Source organism: Elusimicrobiota bacterium, assembly GCA_016788905.1.
Classification (GTDB): domain Bacteria; phylum Elusimicrobiota; class Elusimicrobia; order FEN-1173; family FEN-1173; genus JADKHR01.
The window spans coordinates 30,941-49,863 of the sequence record JAEURZ010000021.1 but is presented as its reverse complement, the minus strand read 5'-3'; the positions used below and the strand labels follow the sequence as shown (position 1 = coordinate 49,863).

Genomic DNA, 18,923 nt, shown 5'->3' with positions numbered 1-18,923 from the left:
GGGATTGAAAAAGCCCTTTTTGTTCGGCAGGGGATCGAGAAGGTTCTTTATTCCAAAAAGAAGATCAGTCTCGACTTTGTGGTGGACTGGGCCAAAGGAGCCTCTATCGACGGAGAATCGGGAATTGAAAGACCTTCCGCCGCATTTGGTTACGGTTCGGACGACCCGGTCTCGGACGCCGCCCTTCCGCCCGCCCCCAAAAGCAACGAACCCAACCGAATGACTCGATTGGGCTCGTCTGTGAAGTTTGTTCCTCAGCAAATGGCGGAGGGAGAGGGATTCGAACCCCCGGTGAGCTTGCACCCACACCGGTTTTCAAGACCGGCGCCTTCAACCACTCGGCCATCCCTCCTAAAGGGATACTTCCATGAGGGAGGGCCACGATCTGGTTGCCTGGGTCTTCGACCCGTCCTCATCGTGTGCCACATGGCACACAGCCTTCGGCCCTGGGCGCGTTCCAGCCCGTCGCAATCGGTGGCCACTGGCCACCGCGACCCCACCTGGCCAACCTCCAAGGAGTTTTGGGCTCCCTGAATCAACAATAAATCTCTGGCTTGGCCCCATCATATGAATTTAACCCGTGTTTTGCATTAGGCTCGACTATTGCCAGGGTTTGAGAGCGTGGCCCGTGAGTCCCCCCCGGGAATTGGTACAATGGGTGGCGGTTTACTTCCATGCACAATCCCTTTAAAGGCGGACCATTCAATTGACTGATTTTGAAACAATCACACAGTGGGACACAGAAGCCTTTCATAAAGAAGCCACTCTCCTCACCGAATTACTGGCAGAAGTTTTGGGCCACGCCAGCGAAGGATTCGTGATTCCCTCCCTTCCTAATGGGAAAGGGCAGACGACGAAAGAAGCCGACAAACTCCAGGAACGAGGGGTGAACGATCCCACGGCCCAAGAGAAGTGGACACAAGCCCTATCCATTTTTTTTCATTTGCTGAACATCGCGGAAGAGTCCTGCGCAGCGAAAATGCGCCGGCGCATGGAAATGGACGCGGACGCGGGCCACGCCCCACTCTGGACGTTTTCTTCCGTGGTTGACACACTGGCGAGCCATACCGTTTCCCCGGAAACCATACGCTCTTTTCTAAGCCGTTTTGAAATTCAACCCGTGATCACCGCCCACCCCACTGAAGCCAAACGGGTTTCCGTTTTGGAAGCCCACCGACTGATTTATGCCGACCTTCAAAAACTCGATGGTGAGAACCTCACCACCCTAGAAAAAGAGGAAATTACCGATAGTCTGCGCGCTCAAATCGAAACGCTTTTCCATACCGGGCACATTTTCTTAGAAAAACCGCGGGTGGTCGACGAGGTTGAAAACGGTCTCTTTTTTTTCAAGGCGTCTTTCTATCCGTTGACCCCCGTTCTGCTTTCTCGCCTGGACCGAGTGCTGAAAAAACAATTCCCTGACGAGTCTTTTGAAATTCCTCCTGTGATGCAGTTCTCCAGCTGGCGAGGCGGGGATAGAGACGGCAACCCTTTCGTTACAGCCGAGATCACACGCCAAACCCTCCGGCGCCACGCGTCATTTATCCTGGAACTTTATGAGGAAGAATTAGCGAACTTGATTAAACGTTTCGCCCATTCGATCCACGGGATTGAGGTCTCCGAAGCGTTCAAGGAATCCATTGAACGTGATTCCGAAACTCTTCCCCATTTCCAAACCCTTGCCGAGCGAAACCCCCATGAACCCTACCGAGTCAAGTTGGGTATTATGCGGGAACGAATATCCGCCCGGCGGCGAGCTCTCTCTGCGAACGGCACCGATCCCATTTTCCCAGATCACGCCTACCGAAATCCGGCGGAATTTCTTGCGGATTTGGCTCTCATGCGACGAAGTCTTGAAACCCACGGGGGGTTTTCCGCAGGCGAAACCTGGCTTCAACCGTTGGAATTCCGGGTCAAAACTTTTGGATTTCATCTGGCCCGTCTGGACATAAGGGAAAACAGCGAAGTCCTCGAAAACGCCATGGATGAACTCCGGTTGGCCGCGGAGAACCGTTCCTATCGAGACCTGAATGAGGAAGCCCGGCAAGAATGGCTCCTGTCGCGTTTGGCTTCCCCTGAACCACTTCAAAGCGATCGTGCCACTTACGGGGGACAGACCCGAGAAGTCCTCGACACCTTTCGGGCCATTGTCTGGTCGCGCCGTCAGGTTGATCCGGACGGTGTGGGGTCTTACATCATCTCCATGACACGGCACGTGTCGGACCTCCTGATGGCCTACCTCTTTTTTAAAGAAGCTGGCGGTTTCACGAACGGAGCCTCACCCCTGTCCATCGTCCCCTTGTTTGAAACCATTGGAGATTTACGGCGATCGCCCGCCATGCTGGAGGCCCTTTTCTCTAAAGAGATCATCAAAAAAAGCCTGGCTCTGCGTCAAGGATTGCAACAGGTAATGGTGGGCTATTCGGACTCCAACAAAGACGGGGGCACAATTACTTCCCAATGGGAAATCTACAAAGCGCAATCGGGGATGACGGATGTCGCCGACCGGCACGGAATAACTCTTAAATTCTTCCACGGGATGGGAGGGTCTTTGTCGCGAGGGGGGAAACCAGCCCACCGAACCGTCCTGGGCCTTCCTCCCAAGACCTTACGCGGTCGCATCAAAATGACCGAACAAGGGGAAGTTATTTCTTCTAAATACGCGAACCCTGACGCCGCACTTTTTCATCTCTCCATTCTGACCGGAAGCGTCATGGCGGCCGGTCTGGAGAACGAATTTAATCCCCACACGGTCCAGAAGGAATTTATCACTGAAATGGAACAACTGTCTGGGGAAGCCTACGCCGCCTACAGAAAACTTGTCGAGACGCCGGGATTTGTCACGTATTTTCGCCAATGTTCACCGCTCGACGCCATTGGGAAATTAAACATTGGAAGCCGTCCAGCCAAACGGAAGCAAACCGCTGGGATCGAAGATCTTCGAGCCATCCCCTGGGTCTTCTCCTGGACCCAAAACCGGCATTTACTCCCCGCCTGGTATGGCGCTGGGAGCGCGCTTGGCCAGGCTTTGAAAGACCCAGCCCGAGCTCCCTTGTTATCACGCATGTACACCGACTGGCGATTTTTTAATAACGCGGTGATGTCCCTAAAAATCAGCCTGTTGGCCGTGGACATGGAAATCGCCCAGAGCTACGCCGCTCTCTGTAAAGACCCGGAGATCCGGGACACCATATTTTCATCCGTCCGAGTTGAATTCGACAAAACCGTTGCGGCGGTTCTTCGATTAACCGGAACCCAGTCGATTGAGGAAGGATTAACACGCGCGGCCCAGGCGGCCTCTCTGCGGCACCCGTCCTTAGATAAAATTAACCGGCTCCAAATCGACTTGCTTCGCCAGTGGCAAGACAGCGGGGGGAACGAAACCGATATGAGCCGGCTGCTCCTCACCATCAACTGCATCGCGGCCGGGTTGCGCAACACCGGATAATACCCTTCAACGTTTCATAGGGAATCCCGATGGACGTCAACCCGGTGTGCGCCCGCGGCGAGCGCGTAGGTCTTCTTTCATTGAACGGGGAAACCGCTTGATGGCGGCTTCCCGGATGAGAGCTTGGGAGTGGGTGAACCCGTCTTCCCGGTAATAAAGCCTGACGGGTCTGCGGGAACGAGTGTAGGCCGCGCCCTTTCCCGCGTTGTGTTGATCCATGCGACGGGCCACATCTTTCGTAATTCCCGTATACAACGATCGATCCCGACAGCGAATAAGGTAGACGGTCCACTCGGCCGGGCCTCGATCAGCGAAACCCTTCCCCCTCCCAGACTTTTTTTTCTTCAAAGAATATCGAGAGTCCTCACGTGCGCCTTCCGACGCTCCATGGCGGCCGCCATCTCCACCAGACGTTCCCTGGAAATAACGCTCTCTGCCAAGGGGAAAAGGACTTCTTCTTCCTTAGCAAAATGTGTGTCGAGCAAAGACCGCAGTGTCATCACCCGGGCTTTCAGGACGTCCTTGTTTTTAACATCTGTCTTTCTCAACAAACTGAGCAATCCAGCGATGTCCTCATGTTCCTGGCCAATTTCTACCCAGAACGGTTTAAAAACCATAGGCCGGGCTTTGAGCGCCGGCATGAAGAACGTGTCTTCAAACCACGCGTGCCCCAAAACCACCCGCTGAAGTGTTTTTAGTATTTCTGGAAAACGCGGGTTACGGATTTGGAAACCTTCTAAAATCTTTCGAATCATCTTATGATCTTTTAACAATTGTTCCGTAGCGGTTGCAGGAGCCATCATTCCACCTCCTTAATCTTTGGTCTTATTCCGAAACAAGGGAAACGGATTCCCCGTGGAATTTGGGTCAACCATCAGCGTCGTTCTTCCTGGGAGACAGAGGACTCTCCTGAAGGAGGAACGTCACACAAAATCGTACAGTTCTTGCCGAGCCCTTTCGATCGATGAAGAGCCTGATCGGCGATTTCAAGAAACCGAAGCACATCAGCCTCGTGCGGAACGGCCGCGATCATGCCCACACTCACGGTGACCGGAACCGGGTCCCCCGAACGGGGGGTGACGGTCAGCTGTTCCACCCCTTTTCGGATCCGTTCCGCCGCCAAGAAAGCCTCACGCCCCGTGGCGTGGGGCAACATCACCAAAAATTCGTCACCCCCATACCGCCCCACAATATCGGTCTCGCGCACACTGGCCCGGGTGACTTGGGCAATGCGTCGCAACACCTCGTCTCCCACCATGTGCCCGTGCACCTCGTTGAAAATTTTAAAGTTGTCGACATCGATAAAAAGACTGGCGATCGGATATTTATACCGCTCCGCTCGACGCAGTTCCTCGTCTAATTTTTCCAATAAATGCCTTCGTACATGGACCCCAGTCAACCCATCGGTGTCCGCCATGTCCCGCAGCCGGAGAGCGGCCCGCTCCAATGCCCGTGATCGGCTCCGTTGCGCGTCTATTTTACGCCCTGTCCACAAGCCCCAGATCCCCATGGCAAGGACGGTTCCCACTCCAGCGTAAATATAATAGTCCCCGTGAACGGAAAGTTCCGTCAGAATCCATGGGTTAACAACCGCTCGATGGTCAAAATAGAAGCGGACAGCCAAGAATCCGAGTGGGGATCCCAACCCGAGGGCTCCCCCGAGGAGAACGTTTCGCCGGGCAAAAGATCGATGGTGAGAAGATCCGTTTCGAGATCCCGATGGGATGGAATCTTTTTTAGAGAGAGGTTCCGATAAGGGGGGCCCGATGGTCATAAAAAGGAATCCAGTCTGATTTTACCACGATCCCATGGGTTTCGTCCACGCACCACCCGAATAACAGTTACGCGACAACCCCTTCTAACAGTTCGCGGAGAGCCGTGGGGTTGTGGAGCGTAATCTTTTTCCACTCCGTTTTAATGTAGCCCCGTTGGCGAAAATGAATGAGTGCGCGTATGGCCGATTCAGGAGTGGTGCTTGCCATTTCCGCAATAGCTTGACGTGTAAAAGGAAGCGTTGTCCCAAATTTGGCTTGAAGCCACAGGAGGACCCCGGCGATTCGTTTCTCCACGGATTCCGCGCCCAAGGTTCGAAGTTTCTGGGCTTCCCGCATGCGCCGGCTCATATCGAGGTAGAGTGCCCGTCCAAAGGCCGGGTATTTTTCCAAAAGGCGGTTCACCACCAGGAGAGGAAGGGCCAACACCGTCACATCCGATCCCGCCGCGGCCCCACACGGGTATTGGCCCGCCGCCACGCAACCCACGCACCCAAAGATTTCCCCCACCCGCAACACCTCTATCGTCCAGGGTTTCCCATCGGAGGAGGCCCGTGTAATCCGCATCTGGCCTTCCATGATGACGTAGGTGTTGGCCGCGTCATCCCCTTCCCCGAAAAACCGTTCGCCTTTCAGGGCAGATCGTTTCTGAACGATCTCGGCCAGAAGGGTGATCTCCGCAGGAGGCAAGGCACTGAAGGGTGTCGTCTCTATAAGAAATTGCCGGGTCTCCATAGTCGAATACCTTACTACTTTTGTCATTTTTTGGGCGCCCCAAGAATCGCACGAGAGAAGAAATATTTACGGCAGAGCGGGAGAAGGGGATTCAACCAGTTTTCGAATTTCTTTCTGACGGCGGGTCGCGCGTCGGTGTTCCACGTGAAGGATGGCGGAAAGTTCTTCGGCCGTTTCCACTAAATTGTCGTTCAAAATAACGTAATCGTATTCCATGGCACTTCCAATGTCTTGTCGGGCACGGGCCAAGCGCGTAGGTAATATATCGGGACGGTTGGGATCCAGGGCATCGAGGCGAGCCACCAGCGCTTCAAGGGTCGGGGGACAAACAAAAACAAGAACCGCCTCCGGTACCGCTTTTTTGACGTCTCGTGCGCCCTGGGTGTTCACATCCAGCAACACGTCACGACCCGCCGCCAGATTTTCAAAAATGGGGGTGCGCGGGGTTCCAAAAAAATGATCGTGAATTTTAACGTGTTCAAGAAATTCGCCGGCCGCCACTTCTTTCTGAAACATCGGCTCGGTCACGAAAGAGAAATCATACCCGTCCACCTCCCGGGGACCGCGCGGGCGCGTGGTTTGGGAAACCGACAAACGGGCGTTCGGCTGACGGTCCAGGAAGGCCTGACAAAGCGTCCGTTTGCCAACGCCGAGAGGCGCAGAGAGGACCAACAGTATTCCCGAACCTGAAGGCAGCGTTTCAGATTTTGAAGAAGGAGAGCCCATTTATTCTTCCTTTTCCTTAATGGCCGAACCCAAAACCTCATTTAACGTGGTGGTCCCCTGAAGAACTTTAATGAGTCCATCTTGGACCATCGTTCGCATGCGTTGCGGCGAGTGGAAAACAGCGGCGTTCCGGATGCTGTCCGCTGTCATGTCCGACAGGGCCACCCGCCGAACAGTTTCGTCCATAATGAGAAGTTCATGAATTCCCATTCGGCCCTTGTACCCTGATCCGTTGCAGGTCTTACACCCTTTTCCCGCATACAGCATGGTATCCTCCGGCAACTCAAATCCATTGAGACGGAAAATCTCCTTTTCATCGGCTGTGGGCTCAACAGTCGTTTTGCAGTCGGGGCAGAGTCCACGGCAAAGACGTTGGGCTAAAACCGCCTTAAGCGTACTCGACACCAAATACGGAGGTGGGCCCATTTCCGCAAGTCGTGAAACAGTGGAGGCCGCATCGTTGGTGTGGATGGTGGAAAGAACCAAATGGCCGGTCATGGCGGCCTCCATGGCAATGGTGGCGGTTTCTTTGTCGCGGATTTCTCCCACCATGATCACGTCGGGATCCAGCCGCAGGAAAGACCGTAAGGCGGTGGCAAAGTTAAACACACGATCTTTTCCTAAACTGATATCGGGATTCACCGCCACTTGGACAATCCCATCAATATTGTATTCCACGGGATTTTCCGCGGTTAACACGCGAATATCCGGGCGATTGATGTGATTGAGACAGGCGTAAAGGGTGGTGGTTTTACCCGAACCGGTGGGCCCCGTCACCAAAATCATGCCAAAATTTTTCTTTCCCCCGACACCGCGCAATTGGTCCAACACCCGCTGGAGGATGTCGGGAAGAAAACCAAGCTTTCCAATATCCACGTTGACGTTCTTCCGGTCTAACAATCGGAGACTGGCGGATTCGCCGTAAACGGTGGGAATAGTCTCCACTCGGAATTCGATGGGGCGTCCCTTCGCCATCACCTCAATGCGACCCGATTGGGGGATCCGTCGCTCGGTCAGGTTCATGCTCTGGGACATAATTTTGACTTTCGCCAAAATGGCGTGGCGAAAAACCCAGGGAATTCGAAACGGTGCTTCTTTTAGAAAACCGTCCACCCGAAACCGAACGATCACCCGGGATTTCTTTCCCATGGGATCTTCAATCGGCTCGATGTGAATATCTGAAGCTTTCTGCTGAATGGCGGACAGGATCATGGCGTTCACAATTCGTTCCACTTCCGGAGCGGAAGCGTCCACTTCAAGCAGATCGGCCTTTTTGCTGACCGCCTCCACTTGATCCGAGTCGCGGAACGACTCCATAATTTCCCGAGTTTTTTCCTCCGCGGCGTCGTCCAACTGATCTTCGGTCATCGGCTGATCGTCCTCAGCCATTTGGGTTCCGTAAATCCGATCCAACTCTCTCTCGATGTCCGACGGCATGGCCACGAAGGGGCGAACCTCCCCCCCCACTTTCATGCGAACATCTTCAAGGACGAGAAGGTCACTGGGGTCCGCCATGGCCACCAGAATAATGTCGTCTTCTTTAATGAAGGGTAAAACAAAGTTTCGGCGAGCGGAAGCGTCCGAGATCAATTTGGCGACGTTGGTTTGAATTTTTATTTCATCAAAAAGGATGGGTTTGACTTTCCATTCAGCGGCCAGAACCTGGAGGACGGTCATTTTGTCCGTCAAATTAAGGTCCACCAGCACTTGCTGGAGCGGTCGACGATTTCGAGCGGCTTCTTCCTCGGCCCGTTTTAAGTCCACGGGCGCCACAATGTGAGCGTCCGTGAGAATGTCTTTGACGGATCTACGGGTTCCGGTGGCTGTGTTCTCGGCCATTTAAGAAAGTCTCATGTTGTAAGGACATAGCGTGAGTATAACCCCCAAACATTTAAATTTCAATGGGTCTGACACAAGAGGCCAGAACTCTTTTCACCGTCGACGACGAAGCGCATTGGTGTGGCCCCGGCTCCACACGCGGTCCCACGATGTTTTGTTGGAGGGTTTTGGGGCCTCCAGCTTGGGAAGGATCTTGTAGGGAAAATTAGGGACCACCGCCCGCGGGAAAACAAGCCCTGTAAACTTTTCAATGTCGGTCACGAAAACCTGCTCAAGGGGATCCATCAGCGTCAGCGCGTCTCCCACCCCGTAGGCGCGGGCGGTTCGACCCACCCGATGGACATAGTCCTCCGGGTGCTGGGGCACGTCGTAGTTGATCACATGGGAAATATCTTTAACGTCGATTCCGCGGGCGGCGATGTCCGTGGCCACCAAAATTTGAGATTTACCCGCTCGAAAACTGTCCATGGCTTCGGTTCGTTCGCGCTGGGTCCGGTTTGAGTGAAGAACTTCAGAACGATACCCCGCTTTCTCCAACCGGTGGGCCAACCGGTCCGCGCCGTGCTTGGTTCGGGTGAACACCAAAACCGATCGCATTTCCGTGTTGCGGAGCAAGGTGATCAAAAGATCCATTTTCTGGTTGTGAACCACGGGGTAAAGAATTTGGCTGATCCCTTCCGCCACCGTAGCGGGACGCGCCACCTGAATCCGATTGGGGTCTTTCAGCGCGAACGAGGCGATCCGTTCAATTTCAGGTACCAACGTCGCGGAAAACAACAACGTCTGGCGTTCCTGGGGAACCTGGTACACAATGGATTTAATGTCCGGAAGAAATCCCATGTCCAACATGCGGTCCGCCTCATCCAAAATCAAATGGTCCACCCGAGCCAAAGTGAACGCACGGTTCTGCAAATGATCCAACAGCCGGCCGGGGGTGGCCACGATAATGTCCGCGCCTTCCGTTACCGCACGCCGTTGTTGCTCATACCCCACTCCCCCAATAATCGTCACCACCTTAAAATCCGTGAACCGCGCGCAATCCCGAAAAGTTTGATCCACTTGGGACGCCAGTTCCCGCGTGGGGACTAAGATCAAGACCCGAGGGCCAGCCCGTTTTTTTTCAAGCAAATGGTGCAAAACGGGAAGGGCAAAAGCACCGGTTTTCCCGCTCCCTGTTTGGGCCGCACCTAAAACGTCCTGCCCTTCCAGAATCACGGGAATGGCTTGCTGTTGAATGGGCGTGGGGTCTTGCCATCCCATCGCTTCAATCGCTCGCATTAAATCGGGGTGTAAATTTAGCTCATCAAAAGCCATGAGAATCTCCTGTTTTACTCAGAAATGGGTTCTGTGCCATAAGAACGAGTGGGAAAGCCATTATGTCATTTATCCAGCACCGAGAGGGAATCCCGCTCGACGTAAAGTGGGAGAAAAGCGTCATCGGGGGTCGCGTAGTCCGGAATTTCGCGCAGAGCGCGTTGGACGTGATGATCAACAGCCACCGCTTTCCAGAGAATGCCGTCGTGGAGAACATTCGCTAAAGACAGAAACATCATCCCCTGATCCAGGCACAGGTAATGGTCCGAGACCTTTCCTGTGCGCCAATTGAGGCTGTCTCGAAACCCAAAAGCGTGGGAGCGTCCTTCCTCTTTAAAGCGCGCCCGCGCGCCTCTTTTTTTGAACCGGCGGAAATTGGCGGTGGCTTGCCGAGGGTAATAGATCGCCGCGAGACCGGCGGCGTGGGGGGTGACCACGTCGTCTCGAATGGCGTCCCACCCCAGATAGGATTTCCCGTCCGGGCTTTCGCAAGCGGACCATCCCCAAACGGGCGCCCCGATCCGCTGGGCATGAAGAACCTGGGCCCACCCAAAATCCGCGGCGGACTTACCGATTTCGGTCAAACGTTCATCCAAAAACAGTCCCGCCACGTATTGCATGAAGAGACCGCCCCCCTGCCACCCCGGCACCAGGTAGGACAAATTGTATTTCGATTCTTTATTGCGATTCAGAACCATCCAACTGTCCAGAGGAACTTCTCCCGTCCCAATACCCCAAACGCTTCCAAACCGGGTGTCCGCCCCTAAATAACTGTAATACCATTCCCAACCGTTTTGTTTCACATCAAAATCCTTCTGATCCAACCGCCACCCACCCTTATACCACCCCCGCTCCGGATCGTATAAGTCACCCCAGTTCATGGGAGTCAATAATTTATCAATGCGCTCCGCCAGCTCGGGAACAATTCCCTTCACCACGAGCAAAGACGCGGTGAGGTTCGACAAATGATCCACGGTTGAAAATTGGTGCCCCTTCGGTCGAAGGGTCTCCACGTTTACCCACGTAACCGGAAACCCGCCAAGAAACCGTGGCCATTTTTCCAAACTGGTGAGTGCGGCGTCCAGGCGGGATTTGGTTTCCGCGGGCGACAGAAGGCCTGTCCGACCCGCTACGGCGCAGGCCGCCAGATAGAATCCAACGTTTGTTGTGGACGTGTAAGGAAGACGGCGGCTGGAATCATACGGAAGACCCGTTGTCGGGCTGACAAAATGGGCCAGGCAGGCCCACGTGTCGCGATAAACCCCCGTCAGATACCGACGATCGCTCCGGCGCAGAGAAGCGGCACTTCCCGGAGAAACCAACGCCAGGAGAACGATCCCGGTAAAAAATTTTGCGAAAAAGGGATGTCGCCCTGTCACGCTGGATTTTTACCTAGGGTGGCGGTAGCCCCCACTCGACCCGAATATCTCAACCATAACCGCGGCAAACGGAAGTCGCGCCCTCTTTTTTGGATGAGCCCGTTCAGCACATGACCTCCGCCTACCGGAAACCGTCACCGGGCAGTAAGCGATCGAAGCCGGTGTAAGGGCGGAGCGCTTCAGGCACGGTCACCACGCCATCTTCTTCCTGATAGTTCTCCAAAAGGGCGGCCATGGTTCGTCCCACAGCGACCCCGGACCCATTGAGAGTATGCAATAACGCCTTGCTTCCATCGGGTTTCTTATACCGCAACCCAATCCGCCGGGCTTGAAAATCTGTAAACGTTGAACAGGAAGAAATTTCTCTCCACTGCCCTTTTCCACTGTTTTCCCCGGGGGCCCACACTTCGAGGTCGTACGTTTTCGCCGACGAAAAACCCACGTCCCCCGTGCACAGGGCCATCACCCGATAGGGAAGGCCGAGACGTTTCAACACCGTTTCCGCGTGACCCGTCAAAAGATCCAGTTCCGTTGCCGTGTCTTCAGGTCGAACAAACCGCACCAATTCGATCTTATTGAACTGATGATTGCGCGTGAGACCTCGCGTGTCTTTGCCATAACTCCCAGATTCCCGACGAAAACAAGCGGTGTATGCGCACACCGACCGGGGAAGGCGAGCCGCGTCCATGTCTTCGTCACGGAACATGTTGGTCAGGGGAACTTCCGCGGTGGGGATCAGAAAAAGGTCATCTTCCTTGGTGGCGTACAGTTCGTCCTCGAATTTGGGCAATTGGCCTGTCCCGGTCATGGTTTGGCGGGTCACCAGGTAGGGGGGTACGATTTCTGTGTAGCCGTGCTCGTTGGTGTGAAGGTCCAGCATGAAATTGATGAGCGCCCGTTCCAACCGGGCCCCCATTCCTGTGAGAAGTGAAAACCGGGCGCCTGAAATCTTTGCCGCACGGGTAAAATCCATCAAACCCAATTTCTCGCCCAACTCCTGGTGGTCTTTCGGCACGAACGAAAAAACACGCGGCGTTCCCCACCGTCTCTCCTCAACATTTTCAGCGGCCCCGGAGCCCAGGGGAACCGTGTCCAGGGGGAGATTTGGGAATTCGAGGAGTGTGGTGTTGACCTGGCGTTCCTGTTCCGCCGCTCGTTCTTCCAGCCCTTTCAGTTGGGTTTTCAGTTCTTCCAGTTCTTTTAAAAGAACCGAGACATCTTCTTTCTGCCGTTTCTTAAGACCCACCTCGCCAGCGGCCTGGTTTCGGCGGGCGCGCAAAGGCTCCAGTTCCGCCAATGTGGCTCGGTAGGCACTGTCCAGAACCAAGAATTGCTCGAAAAGAACCGAAGAAGCCCCCCCGCGGTTCTGGAGAGCTTTGCGAACCACATCCGGTTCAGATCGAATACGCTTAATATCCAGCATGACCTAAAGGCTCCTTGAAGGGGTCCGAAAAAAGAGGGTCCCGGTCCCGTTAAAAATCGAAATCAATTCGAAAACCTATTGCGCCTTTCGAAGGGAGATCAACGGGTTGGGGATCGGAAGGTTTTTTACCGGGATCCGTCGAAGGGAAAAAGAATAGGTCCCTTCTTCCGTCAATGTTTCCGTGATTTCGCCTACTTCGGTTAAGACCAGAGGGTCTGTTCCCGCCAGGATCTTTTTTTCCGTTAGCCCAGGCTGATCCAACGGAATGACACTTCGGGTGATGATAAATTTCTTTTTTTGAAATATGTTCCCTTTCTCAATAACGACCCGGGGCGGACGGAGGGCATAGGCCGTCGCGGTGGTTGACGAGATTTTTATAAACTCACTGGCGATAAAAGGAACATCTTGAAAATAATCAAATCGAATTGGTTCCATCCAGGGAAATCCCTTTCGGCTGAGGAATAAAACGTAACGGACCGCCTCTTCTTCCGTCTTAATTTTATCAACAAAAGGAGAGAAATCTGCGGTGGTGTGAATGGCTTTGGTGTTTTGAAAATCGGGAGCGCTGTCTTTCATTTGTTCTTTGGCGGGTTCCACCTTCAGGGAACTCACGGCCCCTTCCTTAAAGCCCACGGAAGAGGAAGCGTCCAGAAACCGATACCCTTTTTTGAGAAAGGGGAGCTGCCCGTAAAAATAACCAGAGACATCTTTAAAGAACACGGTTTCCGAAACGATGGGGGGATTTGTTAATTTCTCAGCGTCCTTCGTCTTGGCCGAAACGGCCCCCCCCGCCAGGAGACACACGGCCATAAAACCAAGGTTTGTGGCTTTTAACGAACGTCCTGTGTTCATGGTTTCTCCTCCCCATTTTGTCCTTCATTTTCATCCGCCACCACAGGCGCCAGGATCGCCAGTTTATCGCCCTCTTCCATGCGGACCAAACGATACCCCTGGGTGTTCCGGCCGATCACCGATAGATCTTTGGTGTGCACACGGACGGCCATGCCTTTTTCCGTCATGAGCATAAGGTCGTCCGTGTCCGTAACCAGTTTAATCCCAATGACGGGCCCGTTTCGGTCCGTGGTCTTGATCGTGATCACACCTTTGCCCCCACGGCTGGTGTCACGGTATTCGGACAATTCCGTTCTCTTACCATACCCGAACTCACACGCGGTGACAAGGGTTTCTTTCCGGCCGGGAGTGGTTATTTCCATGCCCACCACCTGGTCCCCTTTGTCCAACCGAATCCCTCGCACGCCCCCAGCCCCCCGGCCCATCCGTCGGACTTCATCTTGGGGAAAGCGAATGCAATTCCCGGTTTTGGTGCCGATAAGAATCTCACGTTTTTCGTCCACCAACCGGGCTTCCACCAAAATATCTCCTTCGTCCAACCCGATGGCAATGATTCCGCTTTTCCGGATGTCATCGAACTCCGTCAACGCGGTCCGCTTGATCTGCCCGTTTCGGGTACACAACGCGAGGCTCATGTCTTTTGTTTTGACCGGATCAAACGATTGAACGGGAATCGCGGATGTGACTTTTTCGTCCGGGTTCAACGCAATCAAATTGACGACAGCTTTTCCCCGAGACGTTCGGTTCGCCTCCGGGATTTCATAGACCCGAACGGCGTACACACGCCCCCGCGTGGTGAAAAGGAGAAGATGGGCGTGGGTGTCCGTCACAAAGAGCTGTTCCACAAAATCTTCGTCTTTCGTGGTCATGCCGGTGATCCCGCGCCCGCCTCGCTTCTGCGCGCGGTACGTGTCCACGGGAAGCCGTTTCACGTATCCCGCGTGGGAGAACGTGACCACCACGTCTTCCTGGGCAATCAGATCTTCCATTTCCATTTCTTGCGCCGCGGCGGTGATTTGGGTACGTCGTTTTTCCCCGTATTTTTCCTTCACTTCCCGCAGCTCTTCCGTAATGACGCCTAAGATTTTCTTGGCGTCCGCTAAGAGGGCCTTCAGCCGCGCGATGGTTTTGATCAGTTCCAGATATTCGTCTTCCAACGCTTGGCGTTCGAGTGCGGTCAGCTGGTGAAGCCGCATGTCCAAGATGGCCTGGGCCTGGATCTTCGACAGGGCAAACTTTTCCATAAGAGCCGTTCGGGCGATTTCTGTATTTTTTGATTCACGAATGGTCTTGATGACCTTGTCCAGGTTATCGATAGCAATGCGGAGCCCTTCCAAAATATGCGCCCGGTCTTCCGCCCGTTTGAGTTCGTATTTGGTACGGCGAATAACCACTTCGCGCCGATGTTCCACATAATATTTGAGCATCTCCCGCATGCAGAGAACACGGGGTTTCCCGTTCACGAGGGCCAACAGGATGACGCCAAACGAGGTCTCCATCTGGGTGTACTTGAACAGTTGATTGAGAACCACTTGGGCGTTGGCGTCCCGTTTCAATTCGATCACCACCCGTACGCCGTCCCGATCGGATTCGTCCCGGATATCCGAAATGCCTTCCATTTTTTTGTCCCGCACAAGACCCGCAATGGTTTCCAAAAGCTGGGCCTTGTTCACCTGATAGGGAAGCTCGTTAATAATGATGGATTGTTTCCCGGCTTTTCCTTCTTCGATTTCGGTGCGGGCTCGGGTGGTGATGGACCCGCGACCCGTTTCAAAATAATTCTTAATGCCTTCCCGTCCCGTGATGATAGCGGAGGTGGGGAAATCGGGCCCTTTCATAATCTTCAACAGTTCCGCGTTGGTAATGTCCTCGTTGGCGATATACGCCACAGCGGCGTCACAGGTCTCCGCTAAATTGTGGGGCGGAATGTTCGTGGCCATCCCCACAGCGATACCCGAAGACCCATTGATGAGAAGGTTGGGAAGTTTGGAGGGCAAAACCAATGGTTCCGTCAGGGACCCGTCATAGTTGGGCCCGAAATCTACGGTATTTTTTTCAATATCGCCCAACATTTCTTGGGCGATACCGGCCAAACGAACTTCGGTGTACCGCATGGCGGCGGGGGGATCCGCATCGATGGACCCGAAATTTCCTTGGCCATCCACCAAGGGATGGCGAAGGGAAAACTCCTGCACCATTCGGACCACGGCGTCGTAAATCGCGCTGTCCCCGTGAGGATGGTATTTACCCATGACGTCACCGACCACGCGGGCGCTTTTCTTGTAGGGTTTGTTGTGGGCCAACCCCATCTCGTCCATGGTGTACAGAATGCGTCGATGAACCGGTTTCAGCCCATCCCGCACGTCCGGCAACGCCCGCCCCACAATGACGCTCATGGCGTAATTGATGTAGGACGTCTTCATTTCATCTTCAATGTTCCGGGGCATCACCCGTTCCAACAAATCACCTTGTTCTTTGATATCAGCCATAAAGAGTCGCCTCATTCATCTCGGAGCAAGCCGAGTTGGTATTGTCGTTCCTAATTTTGACGCTGTTATCGATGAAGAAAATCGATGATTTTTTAATCATCGAACCCGTGATCCTTAACCCGAAATCTTCAGTTGGATCGCGGGATTCGACGAAAAATCCGGACTTTTTTCCTTCACAAAAAAGTTTGTCCGTAGTCCCCGCGACCGCGCGAGCGGAAGTGCCGCGTGGGAGCGGCCTACGACCTGCACTTTTTTGTTCGTAAAAAGCCCGTCTTTTCCGTCTCGCATCAGCGGCTCTGCCGCCTCAGGTGCCAGGCTCTCTGAGCCTGGCCGGTCCTCGCGCCCAACTGAAGATTCCGGGTTAAACGTCCAGGTTCTGCACTTCCGCGGAGTGGGCCTCGATGAACTGGCGCCGAGGTTCCACCTTGTCCCCCATGAGCACCGTAAAAATATCGTCAGCCTCTGAGCTGTCCGGTTCCAGTTTGACCTGAAGGAACTTTCGATTCACAGGGTCCATGGTCGTTTCCCACAATTGCTGGGGATTCATTTCTCCCAACCCTTTGTACCGTTGGATCGTGGCCCCTTTCCGCCCCGCGTCTTTAATGGCTTCCAGAAGTTCCGCCAACGACAAAACATCTTTCTCTTCACCGTTAATGGAAACCCGATAAAGGGCCTTGCGTTTATCCGCGTTTTCAGGGGTTGGTTTTTCCAACGTGATGTCAAACCCGACGTCCTGAAGCTTGTCCGCCAGCGCACTGATCTTTTTAAGTTCCAGCAACTCCTTCATCACGCCGCTCAAATCTTCTTCTTCCGTCCCGGCGGAACCGGTCCCCACTTCCCCCGCGTCGGCCAACTCTTTTTGTAATCGCGCCTTGCGAGTTTCTATGAAATTGTCCCGCCAGTGCTTGACCTCTTTTTCGGAGTAAAGGTAGAGGGGCCCGGTCTCTTCTTGGACGCGGTAAAGGGGGAACGCCCCTTTGTCGCGGAAAACAAGAAAGTCCGACCATTCAACGCCTTTTTTGTGCAGACGCTTGCGAAGGGATTCCAACTCCACCATGGCCTTGAAGGCCCCTTTCAATTTCGTTGACTCCACCAACGTTCCATGGGCCCCCTTGGCGAGGTTCAACACTTCCGCGGAGTTCAACCCTTCGGACAAAAGCCATTCGTCCATTTTTTCTTCGGTGTCCACATACATTTCTTTCTTGCCCTTTTTGACCTTGTACAGCGGCGGCTGGGCGATGTAGACGTACCCCTTCTCGATCATCGGCGTCATTTGGCGGAAAAAGAAGGTCAACAACAAAGTCCGAATGTGGGCACCGTCCACATCGGCGTCGGTCATAATGATGACCTTGTGATACCGAAGTTTGGCCAAGTTCATGCCCTCATCCCCCTCCGCTTTACCCACCCCACAACCCAAGGCGGTAATCAACGTGCGGATTTCTTCGTTGGCCAACATCTTCGACAAACGGGATTTTTCCACGTTCAAAATTTTCCCTTTCAAGGGAAGAATCGCTTGAAATTTCCGGTCCCGTCCCTGCTTGGCCGACCCACCCGCCGAATCCCCTTCAACGATATAGATTTCACATTTGGAGGGGTCGCGTTCTTGACAATCCGCCAGTTTCCCAGGGAGAGAGGCCGAGTCCAGGGCTCCTTTGCGGCGGGTCAGTTCCCGAGCTTTGCGAGCCGCTTCCCGTGCCTCTGCCGAAAGAATGGCTTTTTCACAAATGTTTTTGGCCGTGGCAGGGTTCTCTTCAAAGAACGTGGAGAGCGTATCCCCCACAATGGATTTGACGATCCCTTCCACTTCCGTATTCCCCAGCTTGCCTTTGGTCTGACCTTCGAATTGAAGTTTTGCGCTGGACATTTTGATGGAAATGACCGCGGTCAGCCCCTCGCGGGTGTCCTCACCGGACACCGTGAAATCTTTCCCTTTCAAGAGATCGTGCTTCTTGATGTAATCGTTCATCACCCGGGTCATGGCCGACCGGAACCCTGACAAATGGGTGCCGCCGTCTTTGGTGTTGATGTTGTTCACGAAGGAGTAGATGTGTTCGTTGTAGGAATCGTTGTATTGGACAGCCACTTCGATCAAAACGTTGTCCCGTTCTTTTTTGAGATAGATCGGATGAGGATGGAGCGGATTCTTATGGGCGTTCATGAACTTAACGAACTCCACCAGCCCGCCTTCATAATGAAAAATATGCTGCTTATCGTCCCGTTCATCTAAGATGGTGACGCGAGCGCCGGGATTCAAAAACGCCAGTTCACGAAGGCGAGCGGAAAGCGTATCGAACGAATATTGAATGTCCCCAAAAATGGATGGGTCTGGGTGAAACGTTACGCGGGTTCCCTCGTTGTCCGTTTTCCCTGTCATTTTAACATCGTGATTCGGTTTACCGCATTTATAGCTTTGGGTGTAGATTTTCCCATCCCGGTAAACTTCCACTTTCATCCAATCGGCCAAAGCGTTGACACAAGAAACACCCACCCCGTGAAGACCTCCCGAATATTTATAGGCGTTTTGTTCGAACTTCCCCCCCGCGTGCAAAACAGTCATCACAATTTCCAGGGCGGATTTACCCTTTAATTTCGGGTCCGAAACGTCGTGTTTAGGCTCCACCGGAATGCCACGACCGTCGTCTGTGATGGTCACGGAATTGTCTTCATGAATAATCACATCCACCGTCTTGGCGTAGCCGGCCAGAACCTCGTCAATGGAATTGTCGACGGCTTCGTAAACCAGGTGGTGCAAACCCGTGGGCCCTGTGGACCCAATGTACATGGCGGGCCGATGGCGCACCGCCTCCAGCCCTTCCAAGACTTGAATGGACGAAGAATCATACGACGATTTTTTTGGTTTTTCGGTTACGTCTGTGGCCACAGTGTTCCTCCTGGAATTCGTTGCATCCCGCGACGCGCGCCAGCGGCGGACGTCTTTTCCCTCCG

Annotated in this window: 13 protein-coding genes and 1 tRNA gene; 1 reads left to right on the top strand and 13 read right to left on the bottom strand. The window is 53.8% G+C overall.

Annotated elements, in window-relative coordinates; genetic code table 11:
• Nucleotides 1–262: 262 nt before the first annotated feature.
• Nucleotides 263–352 (bottom strand) — tRNA-Ser (locus JNK54_09125).
• A gap of 354 nt (nucleotides 353–706) precedes the next feature.
• On the opposite strand from JNK54_09125, the gene ppc reads away from it, so the two are divergent.
• Entirely contained in the window at nucleotides 707–3,448 is a 2,742-nt protein-coding gene (gene ppc / locus JNK54_09120; GenBank protein MBL8024424.1) for a phosphoenolpyruvate carboxylase, read from the top strand.
• A gap of 36 nt (nucleotides 3,449–3,484) precedes the next feature.
• Here ppc and JNK54_09115 read toward each other — a convergent pair whose 3' ends face one another.
• From JNK54_09115 to gyrB, 12 genes are all read right to left on the bottom strand, one after another.
• Nucleotides 3,485–3,796, bottom strand: coding sequence for a GIY-YIG nuclease family protein (locus JNK54_09115; protein ID MBL8024423.1), 312 nt, complete (start codon nucleotides 3,794–3,796; stop codon nucleotides 3,485–3,487).
• A complete protein-coding gene (locus JNK54_09110) occupies nucleotides 3,793–4,251 on the bottom strand; it encodes a hemerythrin domain-containing protein (GenBank protein ID MBL8024422.1) in 459 nt (152 codons plus the stop codon). Before JNK54_09110 ends, JNK54_09115 begins: the two co-directional genes overlap by 4 nt.
• Nucleotides 4,252–4,322: 71 nt before the next feature.
• Nucleotides 4,323–5,222, bottom strand: a complete 900-nt coding sequence (locus tag JNK54_09105) for a GGDEF domain-containing protein (GenBank protein ID MBL8024421.1) — start codon at nucleotides 5,220–5,222, stop codon at nucleotides 4,323–4,325.
• A 67-nt stretch (nucleotides 5,223–5,289) separates the two neighbouring features.
• Nucleotides 5,290–5,982: a Crp/Fnr family transcriptional regulator gene (locus tag JNK54_09100; GenBank protein ID MBL8024420.1), complete on the bottom strand. Its 693-nt coding sequence runs from the start codon at nucleotides 5,980–5,982 to the stop codon at nucleotides 5,290–5,292.
• Between the two features lie 39 nt (nucleotides 5,983–6,021).
• The gene (gene gmk / locus JNK54_09095; GenBank protein ID MBL8024419.1) at nucleotides 6,022–6,681 is read right to left on the bottom strand and encodes a guanylate kinase; all 660 of its coding nucleotides are present in this window, start codon (nucleotides 6,679–6,681) and stop codon (nucleotides 6,022–6,024) included.
• Nucleotides 6,682–8,520: a type II/IV secretion system protein gene (locus tag JNK54_09090; GenBank protein MBL8024418.1), complete on the bottom strand. Its 1,839-nt coding sequence runs from the start codon at nucleotides 8,518–8,520 to the stop codon at nucleotides 6,682–6,684.
• A gap of 93 nt (nucleotides 8,521–8,613) precedes the next feature.
• Complete coding sequence (locus JNK54_09085) at nucleotides 8,614–9,834, bottom strand: DEAD/DEAH box helicase (GenBank protein MBL8024417.1); 1,221 nt, start codon at nucleotides 9,832–9,834, stop codon at nucleotides 8,614–8,616.
• 65 nt (nucleotides 9,835–9,899) lie between these two features.
• Nucleotides 9,900–11,213, bottom strand: a complete 1,314-nt coding sequence (locus JNK54_09080; protein MBL8024416.1) for a DUF3131 domain-containing protein — start codon at nucleotides 11,211–11,213, stop codon at nucleotides 9,900–9,902.
• Nucleotides 11,214–11,334: 121 nt separating this feature from the next.
• A complete protein-coding gene (gene serS / locus JNK54_09075; GenBank protein ID MBL8024415.1) occupies nucleotides 11,335–12,636 on the bottom strand; it encodes a serine--tRNA ligase in 1,302 nt (433 codons plus the stop codon).
• Nucleotides 12,637–12,711: 75 nt separating this feature from the next.
• Nucleotides 12,712–13,488 (bottom strand): hypothetical protein, encoded by a 777-nt coding sequence (locus tag JNK54_09070; protein MBL8024414.1) that lies wholly within the window; start codon nucleotides 13,486–13,488, stop codon nucleotides 12,712–12,714.
• Complete coding sequence (gene gyrA / locus JNK54_09065; protein ID MBL8024413.1) at nucleotides 13,485–15,935, bottom strand: DNA gyrase subunit A; 2,451 nt, start codon at nucleotides 15,933–15,935, stop codon at nucleotides 13,485–13,487. The genes JNK54_09070 and gyrA overlap by 4 nt, the downstream gene beginning before the upstream one ends.
• A 403-nt stretch (nucleotides 15,936–16,338) precedes the next feature.
• Nucleotides 16,339–18,858, bottom strand: a complete 2,520-nt coding sequence (gene gyrB, locus JNK54_09060; GenBank protein MBL8024412.1) for a DNA topoisomerase (ATP-hydrolyzing) subunit B — start codon at nucleotides 18,856–18,858, stop codon at nucleotides 16,339–16,341.
• Between the last annotated feature and the right edge of the window lie 65 nt (nucleotides 18,859–18,923).